This window comes from Pusillimonas sp. ANT_WB101, from assembly GCF_008369125.1.
Classification (GTDB): domain Bacteria; phylum Pseudomonadota; class Gammaproteobacteria; order Burkholderiales; family Burkholderiaceae_B; genus Allopusillimonas.
Window position 1 is genome coordinate 70184 of record NZ_VOAY01000005.1, and the last position, 24407, is coordinate 94590.

At 55.8% G+C, this 24407-nt stretch carries 24 protein-coding genes; 11 read left to right on the forward strand and 13 right to left on the reverse strand.

The window, feature by feature from the left end:
- Nucleotides 1–32: 32 nt before the first annotated feature.
- The 6 genes from FQ179_RS18860 to proB all read left to right on the forward strand — a co-directional run bounded on the left by FQ179_RS18860 (nucleotide 33) and on the right by proB (nucleotide 5497).
- Nucleotides 33–551: a MarR family winged helix-turn-helix transcriptional regulator gene (locus tag FQ179_RS18860; RefSeq protein WP_255475068.1), complete on the forward strand. Its 519-nt coding sequence runs from the start codon at nucleotides 33–35 to the stop codon at nucleotides 549–551.
- Nucleotides 552–899: 348 nt separating this feature from the next.
- Nucleotides 900–2126 (forward strand): bifunctional glutamate N-acetyltransferase/amino-acid acetyltransferase ArgJ, encoded by a 1227-nt coding sequence (argJ, locus tag FQ179_RS18865; RefSeq protein ID WP_149398871.1) that lies wholly within the window; start codon nucleotides 900–902, stop codon nucleotides 2124–2126.
- Nucleotides 2127–2484: 358 nt separating this feature from the next.
- A complete protein-coding gene (gene rplU, locus FQ179_RS18870; RefSeq protein ID WP_149398872.1) occupies nucleotides 2485–2796 on the forward strand; it encodes a 50S ribosomal protein L21 in 312 nt (103 codons plus the stop codon).
- Between the two features lie 37 nt (nucleotides 2797–2833).
- Nucleotides 2834–3094: a 50S ribosomal protein L27 gene (gene rpmA, locus FQ179_RS18875; protein WP_149398873.1), complete on the forward strand. Its 261-nt coding sequence runs from the start codon at nucleotides 2834–2836 to the stop codon at nucleotides 3092–3094.
- Nucleotides 3095–3200: 106 nt separating this feature from the next.
- The gene (obgE, locus tag FQ179_RS18880) at nucleotides 3201–4307 is read left to right on the forward strand and encodes a GTPase ObgE (RefSeq protein WP_149398874.1); all 1107 of its coding nucleotides are present in this window, start codon (nucleotides 3201–3203) and stop codon (nucleotides 4305–4307) included.
- A 53-nt stretch (nucleotides 4308–4360) separates the two neighbouring features.
- Entirely contained in the window at nucleotides 4361–5497 is a 1137-nt protein-coding gene (gene proB, locus FQ179_RS18885) for a glutamate 5-kinase (RefSeq protein ID WP_370459900.1), read from the forward strand.
- Between the two features lie 157 nt (nucleotides 5498–5654).
- Here the strand turns inward: proB and FQ179_RS18890 are convergent, their stop codons facing one another.
- A complete protein-coding gene (locus FQ179_RS18890) occupies nucleotides 5655–6143 on the reverse strand; it encodes an Lrp/AsnC ligand binding domain-containing protein (RefSeq protein WP_149399431.1) in 489 nt (162 codons plus the stop codon).
- 249 nt (nucleotides 6144–6392) lie between these two features.
- Here FQ179_RS18890 and FQ179_RS18895 point away from each other — a divergent pair, with 249 nt between their 5' ends.
- Nucleotides 6393–7646: a D-amino acid dehydrogenase gene (locus tag FQ179_RS18895; RefSeq protein WP_149398876.1), complete on the forward strand. Its 1254-nt coding sequence runs from the start codon at nucleotides 6393–6395 to the stop codon at nucleotides 7644–7646.
- Nucleotides 7647–7680: 34 nt separating this feature from the next.
- Here the strand turns inward: FQ179_RS18895 and FQ179_RS18900 are convergent, their stop codons facing one another.
- Nucleotides 7681–8439: a winged helix-turn-helix domain-containing protein gene (locus FQ179_RS18900; RefSeq protein ID WP_149398877.1), complete on the reverse strand. Its 759-nt coding sequence runs from the start codon at nucleotides 8437–8439 to the stop codon at nucleotides 7681–7683.
- Between the two features lie 154 nt (nucleotides 8440–8593).
- On the opposite strand from FQ179_RS18900, the gene FQ179_RS18905 reads away from it, so the two are divergent.
- Nucleotides 8594–8989, forward strand: coding sequence for a helix-turn-helix domain-containing protein (locus FQ179_RS18905; RefSeq protein WP_149398878.1), 396 nt, complete (start codon nucleotides 8594–8596; stop codon nucleotides 8987–8989).
- A gap of 257 nt (nucleotides 8990–9246) precedes the next feature.
- Here FQ179_RS18905 and FQ179_RS18910 read toward each other — a convergent pair whose 3' ends face one another.
- From FQ179_RS18910 to FQ179_RS18935, 6 genes are all read right to left on the reverse strand, one after another.
- On the reverse strand, nucleotides 9247–9906 hold the full coding sequence (locus FQ179_RS18910; RefSeq protein ID WP_188074661.1) for an OmpA family protein: 660 nt from the start codon (nucleotides 9904–9906) through the stop codon (nucleotides 9247–9249).
- Between the two features lie 130 nt (nucleotides 9907–10036).
- Nucleotides 10037–11047, reverse strand: coding sequence for a tripartite tricarboxylate transporter substrate binding protein (locus tag FQ179_RS18915; RefSeq protein ID WP_149398879.1), 1011 nt, complete (start codon nucleotides 11045–11047; stop codon nucleotides 10037–10039).
- 67 nt (nucleotides 11048–11114) lie between these two features.
- Nucleotides 11115–11855: an amino acid ABC transporter ATP-binding protein gene (locus tag FQ179_RS18920; RefSeq protein ID WP_149398880.1), complete on the reverse strand. Its 741-nt coding sequence runs from the start codon at nucleotides 11853–11855 to the stop codon at nucleotides 11115–11117.
- A 54-nt stretch (nucleotides 11856–11909) separates the two neighbouring features.
- On the reverse strand, nucleotides 11910–12938 hold the full coding sequence (locus tag FQ179_RS18925; protein WP_370459917.1) for an amino acid ABC transporter permease: 1029 nt from the start codon (nucleotides 12936–12938) through the stop codon (nucleotides 11910–11912).
- 71 nt (nucleotides 12939–13009) lie between these two features.
- Nucleotides 13010–14194, reverse strand: a complete 1185-nt coding sequence (locus FQ179_RS18930; RefSeq protein WP_149398881.1) for an amino acid ABC transporter permease — start codon at nucleotides 14192–14194, stop codon at nucleotides 13010–13012.
- A gap of 236 nt (nucleotides 14195–14430) precedes the next feature.
- Nucleotides 14431–15447: an amino acid ABC transporter substrate-binding protein gene (locus FQ179_RS18935; protein ID WP_149398882.1), complete on the reverse strand. Its 1017-nt coding sequence runs from the start codon at nucleotides 15445–15447 to the stop codon at nucleotides 14431–14433.
- A gap of 208 nt (nucleotides 15448–15655) precedes the next feature.
- On the opposite strand from FQ179_RS18935, the gene FQ179_RS18940 reads away from it, so the two are divergent.
- From FQ179_RS18940 to mutY, 3 genes are read left to right on the forward strand one after another with little or no spacing between them, the layout of a single operon-like run.
- Nucleotides 15656–16330 (forward strand): cell division ATP-binding protein FtsE, encoded by a 675-nt coding sequence (locus FQ179_RS18940; RefSeq protein ID WP_149398883.1) that lies wholly within the window; start codon nucleotides 15656–15658, stop codon nucleotides 16328–16330.
- The gene (locus FQ179_RS18945) at nucleotides 16327–17241 is read left to right on the forward strand and encodes an ABC transporter permease (RefSeq protein WP_149398884.1); all 915 of its coding nucleotides are present in this window, start codon (nucleotides 16327–16329) and stop codon (nucleotides 17239–17241) included. Before FQ179_RS18940 ends, FQ179_RS18945 begins: the two co-directional genes overlap by 4 nt.
- A complete protein-coding gene (mutY, locus tag FQ179_RS18950) occupies nucleotides 17241–18494 on the forward strand; it encodes an A/G-specific adenine glycosylase (RefSeq protein WP_149398885.1) in 1254 nt (417 codons plus the stop codon). The genes FQ179_RS18945 and mutY overlap by 1 nt, the downstream gene beginning before the upstream one ends.
- On the opposite strand, the gene rodA is transcribed toward mutY, so the two are convergent.
- The 5 genes from rodA to FQ179_RS18975 form a co-directional block, all read right to left on the reverse strand.
- Nucleotides 18473–19609: a rod shape-determining protein RodA gene (gene rodA, locus FQ179_RS18955; RefSeq protein ID WP_149398886.1), complete on the reverse strand. Its 1137-nt coding sequence runs from the start codon at nucleotides 19607–19609 to the stop codon at nucleotides 18473–18475. The two genes, mutY and rodA, sit on opposite strands and share 22 nt — an antisense overlap.
- Nucleotides 19606–21669, reverse strand: coding sequence for a penicillin-binding protein 2 (mrdA, locus tag FQ179_RS18960; RefSeq protein WP_255475069.1), 2064 nt, complete (start codon nucleotides 21667–21669; stop codon nucleotides 19606–19608). The genes rodA and mrdA overlap by 4 nt, the downstream gene beginning before the upstream one ends.
- Before the next feature lie 16 nt (nucleotides 21670–21685).
- Nucleotides 21686–22264, reverse strand: coding sequence for a rod shape-determining protein MreD (gene mreD / locus FQ179_RS18965; RefSeq protein ID WP_149398887.1), 579 nt, complete (start codon nucleotides 22262–22264; stop codon nucleotides 21686–21688).
- Nucleotides 22242–23132 (reverse strand): rod shape-determining protein MreC, encoded by an 891-nt coding sequence (mreC, locus tag FQ179_RS18970; RefSeq protein WP_149398888.1) that lies wholly within the window; start codon nucleotides 23130–23132, stop codon nucleotides 22242–22244. The genes mreD and mreC overlap by 23 nt, the downstream gene beginning before the upstream one ends.
- A gap of 89 nt (nucleotides 23133–23221) precedes the next feature.
- Nucleotides 23222–24265, reverse strand: coding sequence for a rod shape-determining protein (locus tag FQ179_RS18975; protein ID WP_149398889.1), 1044 nt, complete (start codon nucleotides 24263–24265; stop codon nucleotides 23222–23224).
- Nucleotides 24266–24407: the final 142 nt, after the last annotated feature.

Genomic DNA, 24407 nt, shown 5'->3' on the forward strand with positions numbered 1-24407 from the left:
TATCTTCGCCATTGTCCGGATTGACAAAGACCATGAACGAAAACACCTCACTGACATTCGCCATGCCTGACACGCCTGACACACCCGACCTCGAAAGCAGCGCGCTACCCGATGATCATCTCGATCTGCGACTCTGGCTGCGCATGCTCACATGCTGCAACCTGATCGAAGGCGAGATCCGCAGCCGTCTGCGCACCGAATACAACACCACGCTGCCCCGTTTCGATCTTATGGCCCAGTTGCTGCGCGCCCCGGCGGGCATGAAAATGAGCGACCTCTCGCGCCGCATGATGGTCACCAATGGCAATATCACCGGCATTACCGACCAGCTCGAAAAAGAAGGCCTGGTCGAACGCACCAAGGTGGCCAGCGATCGACGCAGCTCGCTTGTCAAGCTTACTGCCAAAGGCAAGCGTGTATTTCGCAAAATGGCCCAGGCGCACGAACAATGGATACAGTCGCTATTCAGCGGCCTGTCTGATGAAAGCCGCAACGCGCTGTTCGAGTCGCTGGCCGAACTAAAAGCCGTCGCCCGACCGCTCGCTTCCTGACCTCTTCTTTCAGGCGGGCACTGTTTCAGTGTCCGCAGGCATAATTACACCTGTCGAAAGGCGGGCGGGTTTTGTGTAGCAGCCCGCGAAACAATTCCCGCCTCTTCCCGTTGCCGTCTACAGCCGGTCGCTGCGCGTCCCAGTCAGCCGCAGCATGTCGCAGTTGGTCACAGCACCTCGTAGCTGCTCGCAGCCCGTCGCAGTCAGTTGCAGTCGGACGCTGCCCCTGGCTCGCACCTACTGCCCCCATCAGGGCCAGCCCCTTGTCGGCATTGTGTGCGGCAAAGCGCTGGCCCTGATAGAATTTCCTTTTCCTGTCCTTCCTCTCTGTCTTGTTGAGTCAATGCCATGGCCGTTAATCTGCACATCCCGCCCGAGTCGAGCATCTTCCCCGTCAAGGGCCTGGAGATCGGCATCGCCGAAGCCGGCATCCGCAAGGCGGGTCGACGCGATCTAACGGTGTTCAAGCTTGACGCAGGCAGTAGTGTCGCCGGGGTATTCACGCTAAACCGGTTTCGTGCCGCCCCCGTGCAAGTGTGCGAGACGCACCTGGCCACAGGCATCGACATTCGTGCGCTGGTCATTAACACAGGCAATGCCAACGCCGGTACCGGCGAAACAGGCCTGCAAGCGGCCAAGCAAACCTGCGTCGCGCTGGCAGAGCAAATGGGCATTAAGCCCCAGCAGGTACTGCCATTTTCCACTGGCGTCATTCTCGAGCCGCTGCCGCTCGACCGTCTGGTCGCTGCGTTGCCCACTGCTGTCAGCGACTGTGCCGCCGACCACTGGTTCGCCGCTGCCCACAGCATCATGACCACTGACACCCAGCCCAAAATCGTGTCACAACATATACAACTTGGTGCCGACACCATCACCGTTACGGGCATCAGTAAGGGCGCGGGCATGATCAGGCCTAATATGGCGACCATGCTGGGCTTTCTGGCCACCGACGCCAGTGTCGAACCCAGCCTGCTCAAAGAAATGACCCGGGCCATTGCCAACCTATCATTCAACCGCATTACGGTTGACGGCGACACATCCACCAACGACTCGTTCATCATTATGGCTACTGGCAAGGTGGGTGAGCCCATCGATTCGGTTGCCGACCCTCGTTATAACGCCCTGTATGGTGCACTGGCCAACGCTGCACGCGAACTGGCACAAAAAATTGTGCGTGACGCCGAAGGCGCCACCAAATTCATGACCGTACGCGTCGAGCAGGCCAAAACCCCTGAAGAGGCCCTTAAAGTAGCCTACTCGGTGGCTCAGTCACCGCTGGTCAAAACGGCCTTTTATGCCTCAGACCCCAATCTGGGTCGCATTCTGTGCGCCATCGGTTATGCAGGCATCGACGACCTGGACGTTAACGGCGTTAACCTGTGGCTGGGCGACGTAAAAGTTGCAAGCGAGGGCGGTCGCCACCCCGACTACCAAGAAGAAGACGGTCAGCGCGTCATGCAGCAGCCCGAAATTGAAATGCGCATCGCGCTGGGCCGAGGCGAAGCCTGCGAAACGGTTTACACCTGCGACTTTTCACACGAATACGTCACCATTAACGCCGATTACCGTTCTTGATCGGCGTTATCGTTACACAGGCACCCGGCCAACAGCCATACCACAGACGGGGCGGGTGTCATCCCTTAACTGACCTGGCACTGGCCACGCTGGCGTGGCTAATTACATACAGTGTGTGGCAGCCCAAACCGTCAGCACATCACAGGGCAACCGGCAATGGCTGCCAGGCATACTGCCCACACCTTAGGCAAACAGGCCCCAACAGAGCGATATCGCCATAAACCACACTGTTGCGCCTTGCACAAAATCGGTCATTGCCAACTGGCGCTAATAAGCTAAGGGCTTGACCTGATTGCTATATTTTCGTTAGAATGGCGAGCTTGGCATTTTGTCAAGTTTTCAGATTAGGGAAATCCACATGTACGCGGTCATAAAAACCGGTGGCAAGCAGTATCGCGTTGCCGCAGGTCAAAAATTGAAGATAGAACAGATACCGGCAGACATTGGGCAAGAAATTTCGCTAGACCAGGTTTTATCGGTAGGCGAAGGCGACCAGTTGCAAATTGGCACGCCTTTGGTAGCTGGTGCTCTGGTCACGGCAACCGTTCTTGCACAAGGCCGTCACGACAAAGTAAAGATTTTCAAGATGCGTCGTCGCAAGCATTATCAAAAGCGTCAGGGCCATCGTCAAAACTATACCGAAGTTCGCATTGACGCCATCACGGCCTAAATTTGCAATTAACGGTTTTGTATAGCAGGAGCTAAACATGGCACAGAAAAAAGGCGGCGGCTCTACGCGTAACGGCCGCGACTCAGAATCGAAACGACTGGGCGTAAAAACATACGGCGGCCAGCTTATTTCAGCAGGTTCCATTATTGTGCGCCAGCGTGGCACACAATTTCACCCAGGCGTTAATGTGGGTATGGGCAAAGACCACACCTTGTTCTCACTGATTGAGGGCAAAGTAAAGTTTGCGATCAAGGGCGCGCTCAACAAGCGCACCGTGTCGGTAATCGCTGCCGAATAATCCCCGGCCAGCGTCGTCACCGAAAGCCCTGCCATCTCAAGTGGCGGGGCTTTTTGCTTTAGAATAGCCGCATAGGGTTAGCCCTCATTTTTTATAAGCAGTTACCATGAAATTCGTAGACGAAGCAACCATCGAAGTCGTTGCAGGCAAAGGCGGCAATGGCGCGGCGAGCTTTCGCCGCGAAAAATTCATACCCAAGGGCGGCCCCGATGGCGGCGATGGTGGGCGTGGCGGCAGCATTTATGCCATTGCCGACCGCAACATCAATACACTGATCGACTTTCGTTACGCCCGGCTGCATCGCGGAAAAAATGGCGAAAATGGTCGCGGCTCTGATCAATATGGCGCTGCTGCGCCCGATATCATACTTCGGGTTCCCGTCGGCACCACCATTTTTGACGCTGAAACCGGCGAACAGCTTTTCGACCTCGACCGCCACCAAGACAAGGTAACCCTGGCAGCAGGCGGCGACGGCGGCATGGGCAATTTGCACTTCAAGTCCAGCACCAATCGGGCACCGCGGCAATTTACCCCCGGCTCAGAAGGCCAGCAGCGCAAGCTGCGCCTCGAGCTCAAAGTTCTGGCCGATGTAGGCCTTCTGGGCATGCCCAATGCAGGTAAATCTACATTTATCAGCAAGGTGTCCAACGCCAAGCCCAAGGTGGCTGACTACCCCTTCACCACGCTGCACCCCAACCTGGGCGTTGTGCGCACCTCTCCCGCTCACAGTTTCGTCGTTGCAGACATCCCTGGCCTGATCGAAGGCGCCTCAGAAGGCGCCGGCCTTGGGCACCTGTTTTTGCGCCATCTTTCGCGCACACGTGTGCTGCTTCACCTGCTTGACATGTCGTCACACGACCCAGACGTCGATGTTGTTGCCAAAGCTGCCAGTGACGCGCGGGCCATTGTTGAAGAGCTTCGTCTTTACGATCCCACTTTGTACGAAAAGCCCCGTTGGCTGGTGCTGAACAAACTCGATATGGTCGATGACCCCGAGGGCACCCAGCAACGCCTCTGCGAAGCCCTGCAATGGGAAGGCCCGGTTTTTGGCATTTCGGCCCTTACGGGCGAAGGCACCCAAAACCTGACCCTCAAGCTGCAGTCCTGGCTCGATGCCGAGCGCGAGAAAGCCAATATTGCCCTCGACAAGGCCGAAGGCACACACGTGTCCGAAGACCCCCGTTTCGACGAAGACCGGTCAACGCCCAATTAATTTACGCTTTTTGTTTCCGGTAACCACGCTGCGCAATGTCCGCTAACCACATCATGACCTCAGCTGTAGCCTCGGCAAAGCGCCTGGTCGTCAAAGTAGGCTCCTCACTCGTCACCAACGAGGGTAAAGGTATTGACAACCAGGCTGTTTCAGAATGGGCTGCACAAATCGCCAGCCTGCATGCTGGCGGCAAACAAATGGTGCTGGTGTCCAGCGGCGCCATTGCCGAGGGCATGGCCAGGCTAGGGTGGCCGCGCAGGCCCAACGCCATGCATGAGCTACAGGCGGCGGCGGCCGTTGGCCAAATGGGCCTCATACAGGCTTACGAGGTGGCATTCGCACAGCATGGCATCCGTACTGCCCAAATTTTGCTTACGCACGAAGACTTGGCCGACCGGCGTCGCTACCTGAACGCGCGCAGTACGCTGTACACACTGCTGGGCCTGGGTGTAGTACCCATTGTCAACGAAAACGATACCGTGGTTACCGATGAAATACGCCTTGGCGACAACGATACATTGGGCGCACTGGTAACCAACCTGATCGAAGCAGAAGCACTCGTCATTCTTACGGATCAAACCGGCCTTTACGACGCAGACCCGCGCAAAAACCCCGATGCCACGCTCATTACCCTGGGCCAGGCGGGCGACCCCGCTCTCGAAGCCATGGCCGGCGGCTCGGGCAGCAACATTGGTACAGGCGGCATGCTCACCAAAGTGTTAGCCGCCAGGCGGGCCGCCAACAGCGGTGGTCACACTGTCATTGCATCAGGTCGCGAACCCAATGTGCTGCTGCGGTTGGCTGCGGGCGAATCCATAGGCACAGAATTGCGTGCCAGCCTGCCGGTCAGGTCCGCTCGCCAGCGCTGGCTGGCCAATCATCTGCGTCTGCGCGGTCGCATTACTCTAGACCAAGGTGCGGTCAGTGCGCTTACACAAGGCCACAAAAGCCTGCTCGCCATAGGCGTTACGGCTGTCGAAGGCAACTTTCAGCGCGGCGACGTCGTCGCCTGTCTTGACCCCGATGGCAACGAATGCGGCCGCGGCCTCATCAATTATTCTGCCCGCGACACCCGCCGCATCATGCGTCAGCCAAGCAGTCGCATCGCTGAAATTTTAGGCAGCATGTCTGATCCCGAACTCATGCATCGCGACAATATGGTTTTTGTACGCGGCGTGCCAGCTAAATAAAACTGCAGCGGCTGCCCATGCCGCCGCTTAGTACTGCCCCCGACTTGCCGCCGCTCGCACCTGGCATACGCTACTTAGTAAACATCGCCGTGCAATAGCACACAGCACCCACCTGCCTTGGGCCATTTACGTGATGGCGCTTGCGCTCTGCGAGCACTCATTTGCTGGCCGGTATATACAGCGTCTCTTTAATTTCTTCCATGACAACCAGGCTTTTGGTTTGCGTTACCCCTGGCAGGCGCAACAGGATGTCACCCAACAACACACGGTACTGGCTGATTTCCTTGATGCGGGCTTTGACCAGATAGTCAAAATCACCCGACACCAGATGGCATTCTTGTACATAAGGAATACACAGAATCTCTCGCCTGAACTCTTCAAAGCTACGCTCTGACTTGCTGGTAATGGATATTTCAACAAACACCAGCAGACTGGCGTCCAACGCGCCCGGCGCGACCCGTGCGTGATAACCCGTGATAACGCCTTCGCGTTCGAGACGCTTTACGCGCTCAATACAGGGCGTGACCGTAAGGCCAACATTGTCGGCCAGATCAGTCATAGACATACGGCCATCACGCTGCAACAAATCGAGAATATGACGGTCGAGCTTATCCAGGGTTGCCGTGGGACTGCGTTTGATTCGCACCATTTCCTCCTCAAAATAACGATCAGCAGACGTATTTTTATATGGCCAGAGTCTAAGGCATTTTGAATAGCATAAGGGCGGAATATGCCCTTCAGACAGGTCTATTTCCGCCTGTACCACCTCGCTGCATTTGTCGCAGGTAATTATTGCTGAAAACCACCCCTATACGCCCCACAGTTCAGGCAAATTTCATGAAAAGCCAAATTTTTCAGTAAAAAACACTATCATGCTTGGCTTACCATCTTTAGCATGAGAATCATTGTCTTGGGCGCTGGAGTCGTCGGCGTAACCACCGCTTATTATCTTGCACGCGAGGGGCATGACGTAACCGTCATAGACCGCCTGGCGGGGCCTGCGCTCGAAACCAGCTTTGCCAACGCAGGGCAGATTTCGTTTGGCTACTCTTCGCCATGGGCGGCGCCGGGTATACCGCTAAAAGCCGTTAAATGGCTATTCGCCAAACATCCACCGCTGTCTTTCAAGCCGGACGGCAGCCTGTATCAATTGCAATGGATGTACCAGATGTGGCGCAACTGCACGCCCGAACGTTACGCCATCAACAAAGAGCGAATGATCAGGGTGTCAGAGTACTCACGGGCCTGCCTGCATAACTTGCGAGACGATATTGGCATTGAATATGAAGGCCGCGCGCAAGGCACCCTGCAGGTATTTCGCTCTCAAGAGCAGCTCGACCATGTAGGTGCCGACATCGAGGTACTGCGCGAGGCAGGGGTAGAGTTTGAGTTGCTGTCGAGCATGGAACTGCCCAAGGCCGAGCCCGCCTTGGCTTACACACGAGACAAGCTGACTGGCGGCCTTCGACTGCCCGGCGACGAAACCGGGGACTGCAATCTGTTTACCACGCGTCTGGCAGCAGAAGCCGAAAAGTTGGGCGTGAAGTTTCGCTACAACACGCCGATTGACCGCTTGTGTATAACTGGGTCGACGATAGCAGGTGTGCAATGTGGCCCTGAACGCCTGACCGCAGACGCCTATGTTGTGGCGTTGGGCGCATGGTCACGTGTATTGATGGGCGGCATAGAGCGCTTACCCATTTACCCTATGAAAGGGTATTCAATTACGGTGCCCATTGCCGACGAAAGCCGTGCGCCGGTGTCAACATTGCTGGACGAAACTTACAAAATTGCCATTACCCGATTTGACCAGCGTATACGCGTTGGGGGCATGGCAGAGATCAAAGGTTTTGACACCTCACTGGACCCGCGACGGCAATATACGCTGGAAATGGTACTGGATGATTTGTTTCCCGGCAGTCGGATCGAAAACGATGTAACTTTTTGGAGTGGGCTGCGACCCAAGACACCGGACAGCACCCCAATTATTGGTGCCACGCGCATCCCAGGCTTGTACCTGAACACGGGCCACGGCACGCTGGGCTGGACGATGTCGTGTGGCAGCGGAAAGCTGCTGGCAGACATTGTGTCGGGCAAGCCCACCGACATACCTTGCAATGATCTGGCGGTGGGCCGTTACCAGCACTAAGCCGACTACCACGCTGCAGCAACCTGGCTGACGGCTAGAGCAAACCCGTAAACATATAACCCCAATTATGTACCGACTTGACCGGCAACCGCGCACCATACTCGGAGCATTTACGCCGCAAACGGCTAACCAGCACACTGAGACGGCTTTGCATGGCGCCGCTGGCATCGCCTGCATAGGCCTCATTGACGGCATCGGTAAGCTGGGCATGCGAAGCACGCTGATTGGGTGCCGTCATAAGTGCAAGAAGAAAGGCGCGCTCACCCGTAGTAAGCGGAATGCGCTGACTGTTTGGGCTGGAGAGTATCCACCCCTGTTCGGACAAAGCCCAAACCGGGGTGTTTTGCCCAGCCGAACGTATTGCGGTCGCTATATCGAGGCGCCACAGCAAGCGGAACAGCATTGCCGCCATTAGTGGTGCAGAGGCATCTGTGGGGACGACTGCGTCAGCCCCGCTTTGCAGCAATTGAATGGACGTGATTTCGGCCTGGGAATCAGCCATGGCAAGTATGCCTATGGCCGGATGCAACATACGCAAATGTGCAGAAACCGTGCAGCTTTCTGCATGCGGCGCGGCCAGAACAACCACAACGACGGCCGACTGGTTGAGCTCATTTTTTGCAGCCAGATACAAAGCGGGCACATCAGTACATTGTCGTATCTGGAACCCGTGAGATTCGAGCTCAGTGGCACGTGCCTTGGCAGCAAATGCAACGCCAGACAATGATCGGGGTGCATACAACACCACGACAGAAGGAAAAGCATTGGCTTTATGAGGGGCGGAGTCGTTCAAGAGAGCCTCGTCAGAAAGTGGAAATACAAGGGTGCGCGCAAAAACAGCGGATTTTACTTTATGTTTTATAACTTACTTAATTTTACAACTAGCCATCACGATTGTAATTGGAATTATTACCAATGTGTTTAAGTATAGTCGTCCAATCACATTCGTGAAGCTATTTTCTGATCGACTTCGACACATCCGCACTCTGCGTGGGCTCAGCCAGGCTGAATTGGCGCGCGCTGCCAAGCTTTCCCAGAGCGCCATATCAAACTACGAAAACGGTAGCCGTCGTGACTCGCGGGCGCTGTTCGAGCTCGCCGCCATATTGAAGGTCAATGCGGTGTGGCTTGCCCAGGGAATAGGCCCTGTGGACGCGCCTGAAGATCAGCCCTTAGATACCCTGCGACCTGCAGCAGGCGTAGTGTCTGAACAAAGCATGTGGCCTTTCCACACGGTGACACCGTCTGACTACTGGGCACTGACGCCGGCTGCCCGCACGACCATCGAAGACGCCGTATCAAGCCTGGTGCGTTCACTCAGCAAAAAAAACCAGCACCGCTGAGGAGAGCACTCCTTACCTTCTGGCATCTTGACATGTACAGCTTTGGTCGCTGCAGCGGGCCCAGCAATACTGTTCAAAGACAAAGATCTACGATTTTCAAGAGTAAACATTGACCTGCACTTCCCGGGCCAAGGGCGCCGCAGTTGCCGTGATACCTGACGCATACCACCCTAAAAACAAATGGCGACCCCGAAGGATCGCCATTTGGTCTGCCAGCTTCAGGCGGTTCGGGCTAGCGCCGTCACCGCCTTACAGGGTTACTGAACTGCGTAAAGATACAACTCTACGCGACGGTTCATAGCCCTTCCCTCTACAGTGGCGTTGTCGCCAATAGGATTGCTGGGGCCGCGGCCTTCAGCCGTGAGCTTGCCAAGCTGAACGCCTTGGCGGGAGAGATAGTTGGTAACTGCGCTGGCCCGATTATTCGACAGTGTCTGGTTGGTGGCAGCCGAACCGGTGCTGTCTGTGTACCCGATAGACTTTGCACGAAGCTCAGGGTGCTGAATAAGCGCGCGCGCTACGCTGTCAAGCACAGGCAGCAACGCTGGCTTGAGCTGGTATTTGCCCGTATCGAACGACACATTGCTCGGAATGTTGACGCGTAGTGTGCCATCAGGCATTTCCGTAACGTCTACACCAAGGCTTCGTGCGCCAGACTGTTCGACGTCATTTTTGACGCCTGACCAGTTATAGCCAGCAATACTGCCAGCCACAGCGCCTATACCGGCACCAATGAGCGCTGCCTTGCTGCTGTCACCAATGAGTGCTCCCAGACCAGCGCCAACAGCGGCGCCAGCTCCGGCGCCCACTGCGGTCTTGCCGCCCCGGCCCATATTGTCCATATTGGCGCAGCCTGCCATCAGGGCGATGATTGCAACGCCTGAGGCATAACGAGCCGTTCGCATGGAAACTTTCATTTTATTCTCCTTATTTAATTCTGGCGGTGAATATATCGCCGACTGATTATGCTAGCCCGGCCATCGCCCTGCTGTTGTTACATTGTTAAACAATCGAGGCCGATTTTACTGTTGTTAACATATGGCCGGCTTAGAACAGCTTGGCACCGGATGTTTCTACCACCTCTTTGTACTTCGCCAGATCATGTTTTACAAGCTCTGCGAAGTCTTCAGATGTACCTGGTTCGGCATCCGAGCCCATAACAAGCAACGTTTTGCGTACATCAGGGTCCTTCAGCGCCTTTACATACGCGGCATTAAGCTTTTCAACAATGGCCTTGGGGGTACCGCCCGTGGCGAGCACACCAAACCAGGTCCCAAGGTCGAAGTTATCAACGCCAGATTCTTGCATGGTCGGCAGATCGGGGTAAATATTGGAGCGTTCAGTTGTTGTCACAGCAAGCGCTTTGACTTTACCGTCGTTGATCAATGACGACGCCGAAGCCAAGTTGTCAAACATAAAATTGACCTGGCCCGCAAGCAGTGCCAGCTTGGCGGGCGCGGCACCTGCATACGGTACATGTACGGTTTTAATGTTGCTGCGCACGTTGAGCAGTTCACCCGCCAGATGACCGGCGCTGCCATTGCCACCCGACGCAAAGTTGAGTTCACCTTTGTGATCGGCCGCGTAGGCAATCAGAGATTTAACGCTGTCGATTTTATTGGTTTTGGCAAAATCGCTGTTCAGAATAAGTACGTTGGGCACCGAAGCCACCAAAACGACCGGCTCGAAACTTTTGACCGGATCAAACGGCAACTCGCTGTATAGCCAGGGGTTAATGGCGTTGATGGCCACCGCCCCCATTACCAGCGTATAGCCATCGGGCGCAGCCTTGGCAGCAAGGCCGGCACCAATGTTTCCACCCGCTCCTGGCTTGTTCTCGACGATCACGGTACCGAGGTCACCCTTGACCTTTTCGGCGAGCAAGCGCGCTACACCGTCCAGTGGCCCACCCGCTGAATAAGGCACAATAAACTGAATGGGGCGGGAAGGAAACGCCTGCGCCGCCTGCGCTGCGGCATCGGCAGCCATGGCAGGAAGCGCCAGAATACTGGCCGACACCAGGGTTGCCGAGCAAAAAAACTTCAAACGGGAGAACATAACGCAGTACCTAAAAAACAATAAAAGAAAATAGTTCGGACACGCTGCGGCTCCAGGCCATGGCGTTTCAATGAAGAATCTGGCTGAGAAAAAGTTTGGTGCGCTCGTTCTGCGGGTTATCAAAGAACGTATCAGGCGTGTTCTCTTCAATGATTTCACCGCCGTCCATAAAGATGACGCGGTCGGCCACTTTGCGGGCAAACCCCATTTCGTGGGTGACACACAGCATGGTCATGCCGGTTTCTTCAGCCAGACCTACCATGACGTCGAGCACTTCTTTAACCATTTCGGGGTCAAGCGCCGAGGTCGGCTCATCAAAAAGCATAATCTTGGGGTTCATGCAGAGTGAGCGCGCAATCGCCACACGTTGCTGCTGCCCCCCCGAAAGCTGACCAGGAAATTTAGTGGCCTGCTCTGGTATGCGCACGCGCTCGAGGTACTTCATGGCAGTCGCCTCGGCCTCGGCCTTGGTTTTCTTGAGCACCCATACCGGCCCCAGCGTCAGGTTTTCTAAGACCGTAAGATGAGGAAAGAGGTTGAAATGCTGAAACACCATGCCCACATCGCGCCGTATCGTCTCGATCTGCTTAAGGTTATTGGTAAGTTCAACCCCATCGACAATAATATCGCCCTGTTGATGCTCTTCAAGCCGGTTAATGCAGCGGATTAACGTCGACTTGCCCGACCCTGAAGGGCCGCAAATAACGATGCGCTCACTTGGCGCAACGTTCAGGTTTATATTGCGCAACACATGGAACTGACCGTACCATTTGTTGACGTTTTCCATCTGGATAATGGCATCAGACATGCCCGTACTCCCTCGTGATGCGCGCTCGCCCGCCATGGCTCATAGCCGGGGTTCTCAACGCTGATGCCCCGTCTCGAGATGCCGTTCCAGTGATTGGCTGTAGCGGGAAATCGAAAAACAAAAAATAAAATAAATAAACGCGATAAACAGGTAAGCCTCGGTGCTGAAGCCGCGCCATGCGGCATCGGCCACCGCCGTTTTGGCGGCCTGGGTAAGATCGAAAATACCGATAATAACCACCAGCGACGTATCTTTGAACAGCGAAATAAAAATACCGACCAGAGGCGGAATTACCACCCGCAACGCCTGGGGCAGTATGATTTTTCGCATTTGCTGCCAGTAGCTTAGCCCCAGCGAGTCAGCCCCCTCGTATTGCCCTTTCGGTATGGCCTGCAGACCACCACGCACGGTTTCCGCAATATAGGCCGCCGCAAACATGATGAGGGCAATCTGGGCACGCAATAGTTTATCTATGCTGAAGCCCTCGGGCAAAAACAGGGGCAGCATGACCGACGACATAAACAGCAGGCTGATCAAGGGCACGCCGCGAATGAGCTCGATGTAGATAATGCTGATCGCTTTAATGGCCGGCATGTTTGAGCGTCGGCCAAGCGCCAGCAGCAACCCCAGCGGAAACGCAAAGGCAATGCCGAACGTGGACAGTATCAAGGTAAGGGGCAGGCCACCCCATTTGTCGTTTTCAACGTAGCGCATCCCAAACACGCCACCCCACATCAGTACTGCAACCGCAGTCAGCGCGACCAGCCATATCAGACCGAGATAGGGCTTCCAGAAACGACGGATGCAGCTGCAGACGATGACGCCAATTAAAATAACGGTCGCCAGCAGCGGGCGCCATTGTTCATCATAGGGGTAGAGCCCGAACAGTATGAGGCGATGTTTCTCTCTGATGAAGGCCCAGCAGGCGCCGCCCGAGGCACGGCACTCTTGGGCGGTGGTTGCATCAAAATTGGCGCGAATGAACAGCCATTCGACAATCGCCGGAATAAACATGAGCAGCAACCATGCGATCAGCACAGTCAGCATCGTATTCAGTGGCGATGAAAACAAACGGGCCCTCATCCAGCCGATAACACCTATTTGATTTCGGGGGGGACCGCTCTCAGGCAGCGTAGGAGCAAGATTTTGGTCCATCATCGCTCCACCAGCGCAATGCGCTTGTTATACCAGTTCATAAATATGGAAATCGACAAACTGACTGTGAGGTAAGCCGCCATAATGATCAAAATACCTTCAATCGCCTGCCCGGTCTGGTTCAGCGTGGTGTTCACCACCGAAACAATGTCTGGGTAGCCAATGGCGACGGCCAGCGAGCTGTTTTTAGTCAGGTTCAGGTATTGGCTGGTCATGGGTGGCACGATTACGCGCAAGGCCTGCGGCAATATCACCAGATTCAGCACGCGCCCCCGTGGCAAGCCTAGCGATTCTGCCGCCTCCCATTGTCCGCGGTTGACAGCCTGTATGCCTGATCGCACCACCTCAGCGACAAAAGCCGTGGTGTAAATAACCAGCCCCGCCAGCAACGCTGCAAACTCGGGCGAAATCGAAATGCCGCCGCTGAAGTTAAAGCCTTTGAATACCGGATACTCCACAGCCAGCGACGCACCGCCTGCCAACCACCCTGCCACTGGAAAAATGACAAAAAGGGCCAGACTTGCGCGACCCAACGGAAAAATACGACCGGTGCTCTCTTGTCGCTTGCGTGCCCAGCGCGCTAAAAACGGTATGGCAATTAGGGCCAGGGCAAAACCGCCAAGTATCCAGTCAATCGCATCGCCCTGAAGGGTCGGCAGTTTAAGCCCCCTGTTGGACAGAAACACGCCTGGCACCGGATTAAGGGCATCGCGAGGCCCTGGCATTACCTCTGTAATGATGGCGTACCAGAAGAACAGCTGGAGCAACAATGGGATGTTGCGCATGAGTTCGATGTAGGCGCCCGCGACCCGTGATAGCAGCCAGTTCTTGGAAAGGCGCGCCATGCCCAACAAGGTTCCAAAAAAAGTGGCGAGAATAATGCCGACAATCGAGACCCGCAGGGTGTTGAGAATGCCGACCCAGATGGCTCGCCCGTAGGTATCGGCGGGGCTGTATGCAATCACGCTCTCGCCGATGGCAAACCCGGCCTCACGGTGCAGAAACCCGAAGCCGGTAGAAATATTACGCACTGACAAATTGTGCAACGTATTCGAAACCAGATACCAGACGCAAAAGCCTACCAGCCCCACCACCAGAATTTGATACACGACAGACCGCACGCCAGGATCGTTCCACGACATACTTCTTTTGGGCGCGGGAGGTGCAGATGCTTTATTTACCATGCGTATCTGGCTTTGAGTAATTACAGGTGAAAAAATTTGGCATGGTGGCCGAAGATGCTTTCCCATGAGTCAGGGAAGCCCTTATGGCTCCGAAAATTACCGCCTGGCGCGGCGTTGTTTTAAAAAACTGAGCCAGCGCCAGACGCTTGCTTAATTTGGCAACCCCGCACATGGCGAGGTTGCACTGCCGGGTCGGCACGATAGCGCCAACCTGGCAGAGATGAAACACGCAGAGTTTAACGGATAGGCCAGGCATACATGACGCCGCCGTCCTTCCATTGCGCGTTCAGGCCACGCTCGAGTTTCATGGCAGAACCCATGCCAATGTTGCGCTCAAACGATTCGCCGTAGTTGCCAACCTGTTTGATCAGGTTATAGCCCCATTTATTATCGATGCCCAGACCTTTGCCCATTTCGCCGGTTACGCCAAGAATGCGCTGAATATTGGGGTTATCGCTTTTAAGCATTTCATCAACGTTTTTGGACGTAATGCCGTACTCTTCAGCTTCCAGCATGGCATTGAGCACCCAGCGTGCAACCATAAACCACTGGTCATCACCCTGGCGTACCATGGGGCCCAAAGGCTCCTTGGAAAAATCTTCAGGAAGAATGATGTTGTTGTCTGGCTCGGCCAGCGTAGTACGTATGGTTGCCAGCCCCGATTTGTCAGTTGTATAGGCATCGCAACGCCCGGCTACGTATGAACGCATTGCCTCATCAGGGCTGTTGATGACCACAGGTTTGAACTCAAGCTTGTGCGACCTGAACCAGTCTGCCAGGTTCAGCTCGGTAGTGGTACCCGGCTGCACGCAAATGGCGGCACCGCTTAGCTCTTTGGCACTTTTTACGCCCAGCGCCTTGTTAACCATGATGCCCTGGCTGTCATAATAGTTAATGCCAGAGCTCATCAAGCCGAGCGTGGTGTCACGTGTGAGTGTGGCCGTGGTATTGCGCGTGAGCACGTCGATTTCACCTGACTGCAGTGCGGTAAATCGCTGCTGTGTGGTAACCGGCGTCGCCTTGTACTTGGTATCATCACCAAACATCATGACAGCGATGCCGCGGCAGATGTCCACATCAATACCCGACCATTCGCCTTTACTGTCGGCAATCGAAAAACCCGGTAAACCTGTGTGGAACCCGCACTGAACAAACCCTTTCTGCTTGACCTTGTCAAAGGTCTCGCCAGCCTGTGAAACGGCAGAGAATGCCAATATTGAAGCGCCCAGTACCGCTGCATTTAACAATTTCATACTTGCCCCTACTTGTAAGTTGTATTTGACACACCCGGCATACAATAATGACGGTTGCCGAAGTTGTATGGAATCGTAGCTGTTGGATACGGCTAAAAACATGGGGGATATCCCTGCGATCCTTCCCCTGTTACGCTAATAAAAGCCAAGTTTCAGCCCTAATCTCTTAATACCCAGCTCTCACCCAGGCTTCACCTTCAAGCTCACCATGATCGAATTCCAGCATGTATTCAAATCGTATGGACGCGGACGCAATATTCTGGCCGACATCAACTTCAGTGTTGAGCCGGGCGAGTTCGTTTTCGTTTCAGGCCCTTCCGGGGCCGGCAAATCGACACTGCTAAGGCTGATCGGCGGCCTTGAACCGCCCAGTCGCGGCTCAGTCCATGTCAATGGGCATCGTATTGACAAAATGCCGTCACGAGCCAGGCCGTATCTGCGCCGGGCTGTCGGCGTTATTTTGCAGGACATGCATTTGCTCTACGATCGCAACGCCATTTCCAATGTCATGTTGCCGCTTTCCGTTGCAGGACTGCAGTCCAGCCTGGCCATCACACGCGCTCGCGCGGCCATGGAAAAAGTGGGCCTGTCCGGCAAGGAGCAGCTCAATCCGGTGGAAATGTCAGGGGGTGAACAGCAGCGTCTGGCCATCGCCCGCGCCATTGTCAACCGGCCTGCCATTCTGATTGCTGATGAACCCACGGCCAATCTCGACGAGGAAAGCGCCCGCCGCATCATGGAAGTATTTCGCGATTTCAATCGCGTCGGGGTCACAACCCTGATCGCCTCTCACGACCGGCAACTTATGGCCACGTACGCCAAACGCACCCTGCGCATCGACGCGGCTGGCCGTTTTGCCGATATCCCGGGGGTCGAATCATGAAGCGTTGGTTACGTCAGCACCGCTACGCGCTCTGGGTTGCCGTACGGCGGCTGTTAGCACACCCGTTCTCTTCGGTGTCCAATATTCTGGTCATCAGTCTGGCCCTCACCGTACCTATTCTGGCTGCATCCGTACTGGTGTCTGCCGAGCCCATCGTGCGCGAGATTCCGGTGTCGCCCGAACTTACCCTGTTTCTCAACCCGGCCGCGCCCGAACAGGCTGCCAACACATTGGGCGAAACGCTGCGGCGCGATTATGATGACGAAATTCTAGCTGTCAGGGTGGTTACCCGGGCCCAGGCACTTGCCCGTCTTAAGTCCAACCCATCGTGGCAGGCGGCCCTTTCGGTACTGCCCGACAACCCCTTGCCCGATGCGGTGGTCGTAACACTACGCCAGCCTGAAGGGCAAGAGCTGCATCGTCTGGCAGACTCCCTGGCCCAGCAATGGCGCACTATTGAGCATGTCGATACGGTACAACTCGACAGCGAATGGGTGCGCCGACTTGAAGCCATTATGCGCTTTACGCGACTTTGCCTTGCACTGCTGGCTGTGGGTGTTGCGCTTGTCGTTCTGGCAACCGTGTTCAACACGGTACGCATGCAAGCCTTGACGCAGCGAGAAGAAATTGGCGTGGCACGCCTGGTGGGGGCCACTGAATCATTTGTGCGGCGGCCTTTCCTGTACTTGGGTGCGCTTACAGGCTTTATTTCAAGCGCTGTTGCGGTGGGCCTGGCACTGGCCGCGCTGTACCCCATCAACACAGCACTCATGAAGCTGGCGGCCAGCTACGGCACTCAGTTTGCACTGCAACTGCCTGACTTCCTGAGCCTGCTGATGTCCGCCGTTGTAGTCGCCATCATGGGTGCGCTGTCAGCGCGCTGGTCTGTCACTCGCAACACCCGGTTCTGATGCCAGATCAAGATATCACCACGCCGGCCGGTGTCCACGGCACCGATGCTGGTTTTAACAAAGCCGAGGCCGGTTTTAACAAAACGGATGCTGGTTTTAACAAAACCGGCCTCGGCTTTAACGAAACCGGTACCGGCTTTAACGAAACCGAGCCCGGTTTTAACGATACCGGTCTCGGCTTTGCCGAAACCGTCGTAGCCTGGCAGTTGCAGCACGGTCGCAGTCACCTACCCTGGCAGGGAACGCGTGATCCATACAGGATCTGGCTTTCTGAAATCATGCTTCAACAAACCCAGGTTGCCACGGTCATTGGCTATTACCAGCGCTTTCTTGACCGCTTCCCCACCGTGCAGGCACTGGCAGCCGCCAGCCAGCAAGAGGTCATGCCGTACTGGGCAGGGCTGGGCTACTATGCCCGAGCGCGCAATCTGCATCTGTGCGCCCAAGTGCTATGTGAGCACTGGGCCGGTGCATTCCCGCACTCATCAACCGAAATCGCTACACTGCCCGGAATCGGGCGCTCAACGGCCGCTGCCATTGCCGCATTCAGTTACGGCGAGCGCTGCCCCATCATGGACGGCAACGTCAAGCGTGTATTTACCCGTTATTTTGGCATTTACGGTATTACCACCGAGCGGGCCACTGAAAAAGCCCTGTGGGAAAAAGCCGAAGCCATGCTACAGGCTGCACCGCCTGAGCTGGACATGGCCGCCTATACGCAAGGCCTGATGGACCTGGGCTCTCAATGCTGCACGCGCTCACGCCCCGATTGCGCCAACTGCCCGCTGGCAGATGGATGCCATGCGCGCATTCATGCCTGTCAAAGCGCATTACCCACGCCTCGTAAAAAAAAGGTCATACCCGAGCGGGAGTGCGTCATGCTGGTAATGCGGCAGAAAAACCATGTGTTGCTGGAGCAGCAGCCATCTCCAGGCATCTGGGGTGGCCTTTGGAGTTTCCCTCGCTTTGATGACGCTCAGGCCATGCAACTAGCCTGTAGTCATTTAGGTGCCAGAGGTGATGGCGCTCAAAAAATGGCGGGCCTGGTACATGTGTTTTCGCACTTTAAGCTGCACATAGAGCCATGGTATGTGCAAAAAGACACGCTCTCGTTGATGTCGCCCCAACCGGGGCAAGCATGGGTGGCCATCGACGAGCTAGCTCAAACAGCCCTGCCCGCACCGGTTCGAAAGATTGCAGACGGCCTGTTCGGGGACGGACGGCAAACGCTCTACTGCCGCACCGGCCGATAATGACTAATACTCATGAGCAGGCCGCACGCAATACCCAGTGTCATCAGCGCCGTGCCACCGTAGCTCATAAACGGCAAGGGCACCCCGACGACAGGCAAAATGCCAGTTACCATGCCGATATTTACGAACACATAAGCAAAAAGCATCATCGACATCGCCCCGGCAAGCAATCGCCCAAACTGAGTATGCGCCTTCACGGCAATCGCCAGGCCGCGAACTACCATTAACATATAGATAACAAGCAGCATGATGCCGCCATACAGGCCGAACTCTTCGGCATATACGGCAAAGATGAAGTCGGTAGTGCGCTCAGGGATGAAATCAAGATGGGCCTGCGTGCCTTTCATGTACCCCTTGCCGTACACCCCTCCTGACCCAACCGCAATCATGGACTGAATGGTATGGAAGCCCTTGCCGAGCGGGTCTGAACTAGGGTCCAGAAGAGTACACACGCGGTACTTCTGGTAATCATGCAACAGAACCCAGTTAACATCGGGCTGGCAGATTTCTTTTTCGTGATACACCAGCGTGCCCAGGCCCATGGCGCAAATTACCACGATAGGGGCAAGCAGCTTGAACGAAAGCCCACCAAAATAAATAACGCAAAAGCCCGACGCAAACACCAGCAGCGCAGTGCCCAGGTCGGGCTGCATCACGATAAGCGTAAACGGCACAGCCAACAGCAAGCCAGCCACCAGAAAGTCGGCAATCCGCAATTTGCCTTGATTGCGATGAAAATACCAGGCAAGCATCATGGGCGCGGCAATTTTCAGCATTTCGGAAGGTTGCAGGCGCACTACGCCCAGATCAAGCCATCGCGTGGCACCCTTGCTGGTTTCCCCAAAAAGCTCGACGCCTACCAGCAATACAACGCCCATCACGTAGAAAAACGGCGCCACGCGCATCAACGTTGGAGGCGGTACCATGGCCGCTGCCCACATGACCACAAAGGCAATCAAGAAGTTGCGAGACTGGTCTGCAAACCGCCAGTCAGTGCCCCCCACGGCAGAGTGCATAATGGTGAGCCCCAACACACTCATTAAAAGCAACAGGGCCAGCAAGGGTGGGTCAAAAGCGGTAAACGCTCGATTGAGCCAGTACATGATGCGTTTCATTTACGCCCTCTTTGCGGCTGCTGAGCCATGGCCTGCTCCCGGCCCGGTACATCAGGGTTGTTTTTTGATTTATTAAGGCCAAGTGCGGGTGGCGACGCCTCTTGTAACGAGTTGGCTTCGTCGTGCCTTACGGTGGTTGTGTCGCCACTTTCGATAAGGCCTGGCCCTATGCCGGGTTCGGCTGATAGCGCAGCCTGCAGACGTGCCTGCATGCGCTCTGGATCAAGCCAATAGTCAAAAACCTGTCGGGCCATAGGCGCGGCGACGGTTGCACCCCAGCCCCCGTTCTCGACGATGAGCGCCAGTGCGATCTGCGGGTTGTCGGCGGGTGCATAGGCCATGAACAGCGAGTGATCACGCATGCGCTCTTTAACTTCTTTGGCATTGTATTTGGAACCGCGCAAGCTGAACACCTGTGCCGTACCCGTTTTGCCAGCAGCCTGATACGAAGCGCCCACAAAAGCCCGACGCGCCGTGCCCGAGCGTATGACATCCACCAGCGCATCTTTGATAACCTTTACATTGGCGGGCTTTAGCGGGATGGTGTACTGGGGAGCGGTCACGGTTTTGGTTACCCGCCCGGTACCAGCGTCTTGAATAAGGCGGACCAGATGCGGCTTCATGTAGGCGCCGCCATTAGCCAGAACCGCAGTGCCCTGGGCAAGCTGCAACAGGGTAAACGAGTTATACCCCTGCCCAACGGCCACTGACACGGTCTCGCCTGCATACCATCGCTGTTGTTCTGGCTTTTTGTAAGCGGTTCGTTTCCATTCGGTGGAAGGTAATATCCCCTTGCGTTCGCCATCGAGGTCTATGCCTGTTATTTGACCGAACCCAAATTGCTTGCTGAAATCATGCAGGGCATTGACGCCAATTTCTGGCCCCAACGAATAAAAATACGTATCAGAAGACTTGACCAACGCCCGATGCATGTCGGTGGGGCCGTAAGCGGCACCACCTGCATTGCGAAAGCGCTGCCCTCCCAGCTCAAAATAGCCAGGGTCGGAGATACGCTGTGTAGCGCTGCGCGCCCCCAGCTCAAGTGCGGCCAGGGCCACAAAAGGCTTGTATGTCGACCCTATGGGGTAAGTGCCGTAAAGCGGCCGGTTGATCAGAGGATGATCGGGTGATTCGTTGAGCCTGCGCCAGCTTTCGACATCAATGCCGTCTATGAACAGGTTGGGATCGAAGGACGGCGCCGACACAAAAGCCAGTACTTCGCCCGTGCGCGGGTCTATGGCAACCAGCGCACCACGACGCCCAGCAAACTCGGCCTCAGCCATTTTCTGCAGGCCAATATCAATAGACAGATGCAGATCAGCTCCCGGCACCGGGTCGACACGGCTAAGGGTTCGAACAGGTCGTCCCGTGGCAGTTACCTCGACCTCTTCAATGCCCGTCTGGCCATGCAAGGTGGATTCCCAGGTTTTTTCAATGCCTTTCTTGCCGATAATATCGCTACCGCGATAATTGCCAAGACGCCCTTCCTCTTCAAGCGTAACAAGGTCTTCTTCTGAGATGCGGCCTACATATCCAAGAACGTGGGCTGCCGCCTCACCTTCGGGATATTCTCGCACCCAGCGGGCACGCAGTTCGACCCCCGGAAACTCATACGCATGTGCGGCAAACCATGCTGCTTCGGTTTCATTGAGACTGTTACGCAAAAGAATGGACGTGTAGCGGCCACTTTGGTTTACGTTTTGGACAAATCGCCGGCGATCCCCTGCGCTGATGTACACCAGCTCACCCAACTGGTCGAGCATTTCGTCCAAGGGGCGCCCGACGTGGGCCGGTATGACCGACAAGGTGTAATCACGGTAATTGCGGGCCAGAACCGCGCCATTGCGATCGAGTATCTCACCCCGCCTGGGGGGTACGGGAACCACCGCAATGCGATTGCGATCAGCGCGGGCGGCCAGGCCCTCGTAACGCACTACCTGCAAATACCACAGGCGACTTGCCAGCCCCAAAAAACAAAGCAGGGCGAACCCCCCCGCGACCAGTGCGCGTACTCGTATGCGCCGCCTCTGGTGCTGAGTAGTTTTTTTGAATTCGAACATGCCTGTGCCGTTCCGCCTATACCGAACCGGCGTCGGCGTCGTCAAGCCAGCGCTGCGGCAGCAGCAACAGGATATCAGCCAATGGCCATAGCACTGCCGTGAATATGGCCGACCACAGCCACTGCCAGCCCGACCATTCACCAGCGGCCCAGGCATAGGCGATATGACCCAGCCCTGCAGCCAGTACAAACACGGGCAACATATGCACAGCCTGCACCAGCGCATTAAAATGCAGAAGACGGCGGCGCAGGGCCAATGCCCCATATACCGTCATCACATAAACCAGCGCATGCCCCCCAAGCAGGCCACTGTCATGCACGTCAAGAAGCAGGCCAAACATAAAGGCAGTCAAAAGACCTACCCGTTGAGGCTCGTGCATGCACCAGAAGGCGAGAAACAGCAGAAGAAGATCAGGTGCAGGTAACCACAGACGCCACGGAAGCAGTGACAGCAGCCAGACAAGCACAATTGTTAGCCAGACGAACAACCCACTGGAAGGCCGCTTGAACGGCGAGGCGTCAACAGGCTCAAGCGCAGACAGAGACGATACGCCGCGCCGTGAAACCGGCGGCCTAGTCTGCTGTTTTTGAACCATGACTCAAACTCTCTTGATCAAGATCTTCGGGCGAAACGTCTACAAGCAATACCAGAAAGTGTCGATGACGCTCTGGGTGCGACAAGGGTGTGGCTTCTGCCACGGCAAAACCGGAAGCCGGGTCGGGCGTAATACGATCGACGACCGCCACCGAAAGCCCTGCGGGGAACAACCCACCGATACCGCTGGTGATCAGTGTGTCGCCTGGCACGATATCGACATTATCAGTCAGATAACGCACCTCGACCTTGCCTGAAACATTGCCACCAAAGGCGATGACACGCAGGCCATTGCGCAGAACCTGCACCGGAATCGACACGCGGTCGTCTGTCAGTAGCGCGCCTTCAGCCGTAAAGGGTGTAACCCGAACAATCTGACCAACAATACCACCCTCATCAATAACCGGCATGCCGGGCCGTATACCACTGGACGAGCCCTTGTTGAAGATGAGGTGGTGAGCAAAGGCATTGGCGGGTTCATAAAGAACCTCGACGGCAACGGATGGCTGGGTGACCTCGTCGGCCACATTGAGCAACCGCCTGAGCTGCTCGTTTTCGGTGGCAAGTTGCGCAGCGTGAGTCGAGAGCTGAGCCAGCTCAATGCGCTGACGCTGAAGCGCTTCTTTTTCGGAACGAGCCAGCTTGGCCGCGTCGGTCCAGTCATTGAAGAACTCTACCGCGTCACGCGGCGCAAGCATGAGGCGCTGAAACGGATATAAGGTTACCGATATGGCCTGCCGCGCCGGCTCAAAAACCGAGAAACGTGCATCAACAACGAGCAGGCACAAGGCCAGCGCGGCAAAGACCACCAAACGCAGTTCGGCGGTAGGGCCTCTTTTGAAGAGCCTGATTGTGCCGGTTTCTTGCATAGAAAAAGAACGCCTGCGCCATGATTGATTGACGCAACTCCATAATTGCCTGCCGCCACACTACGTAGAGGCAAGCTGATGGAGCTACATCAGTCGTAAATAAACACGGTACCGAGACGCTCAAGATGCTCAAGCGCCTCACCGCAACCACGCACCACGCAGGTGAGTGGGTCGTCGGCCACCACAACGGGTAGGCCGGTTTCTTCCTGGAGCAGTCGGTCAAGGTCATGCAGCAGTGCGCCACCACCCGTCAGGGCAATGCCTTTTTCGGTAATATCGGCCCCCAACTCGGGCGGCGTCTGCTCAAGCGCCGTTTTGACGGCGGAGACAATCTGGTTGAGCGGATCGGTGAGCGACTCAAGGATTTCGTTTGAAGAAACTGTGAAACTACGGGGCACCCCTTCTGAGAGATTACGCCCTTTTACCTCGATTTCGCGGATCTCGGAGCCCGGAAATGCAGAGCCGATTTCTTTTTTGATGCGTTCGGCAGTAGGCTCACCGATAAGCATGCCGTAGTTGCGGCGGATGTAATTGATGATGGATTCGTCGAATTTGTCACCACCAACCCGCACCGAGCCTTTATAAACCATGCCGCCCAGCGAGATGATGGCTACTTCAGTGGTGCCGCCGCCGATATCAACCACCATGGAGCCGCTGGCATCGGACACATTAAGACCAGCGCCTATGGCGGCGGCCATGGGTTCTTCGATGAGAAACACCTGGCTTGCACCCGCACCCAGGGCAGACTCGCGGATAGCGCGGCGCTCGACCTGCGTGGAGCCGCAGGGAACACACACGATAATGCGCGGGCTGGGCGCAAACATGCTGCGTGGATGCACCATGCGAATAAACTGCCGAAGCATTTGCTCGGTAACGGTAAAGTCGGCGATGACGCCGTCTTTCATGGGCCTGATGGCCTCGATGTTTCCGGGCACACGACCCAGCATCTGCTTGGCCTCACGACCTACAGCCTGAATTATTTTTTTGCCGTTGGGGCCGCCATCGTGGCGTATGGCCACAACCGAAGGCTCGTCAAGCACAATACCCTTACCACGCACGTAAATGAGGGTATTGGCGGTACCGAGGTCGATCGCCATATCAGTGGAGAAATAACTGCGTAGGAATCCGAACATGGGCGCTCAGTGATATCAAAAATGTAAGAAAAACTCGTCAGCGCCGTGCTACCCGCAAGCGCAGAAAGAGGCGCCATGCTTGTCTAACGAATCAAACCAGCAATGATAACTTATAATTGAAGCTTGATTAGGCCGGATTGCG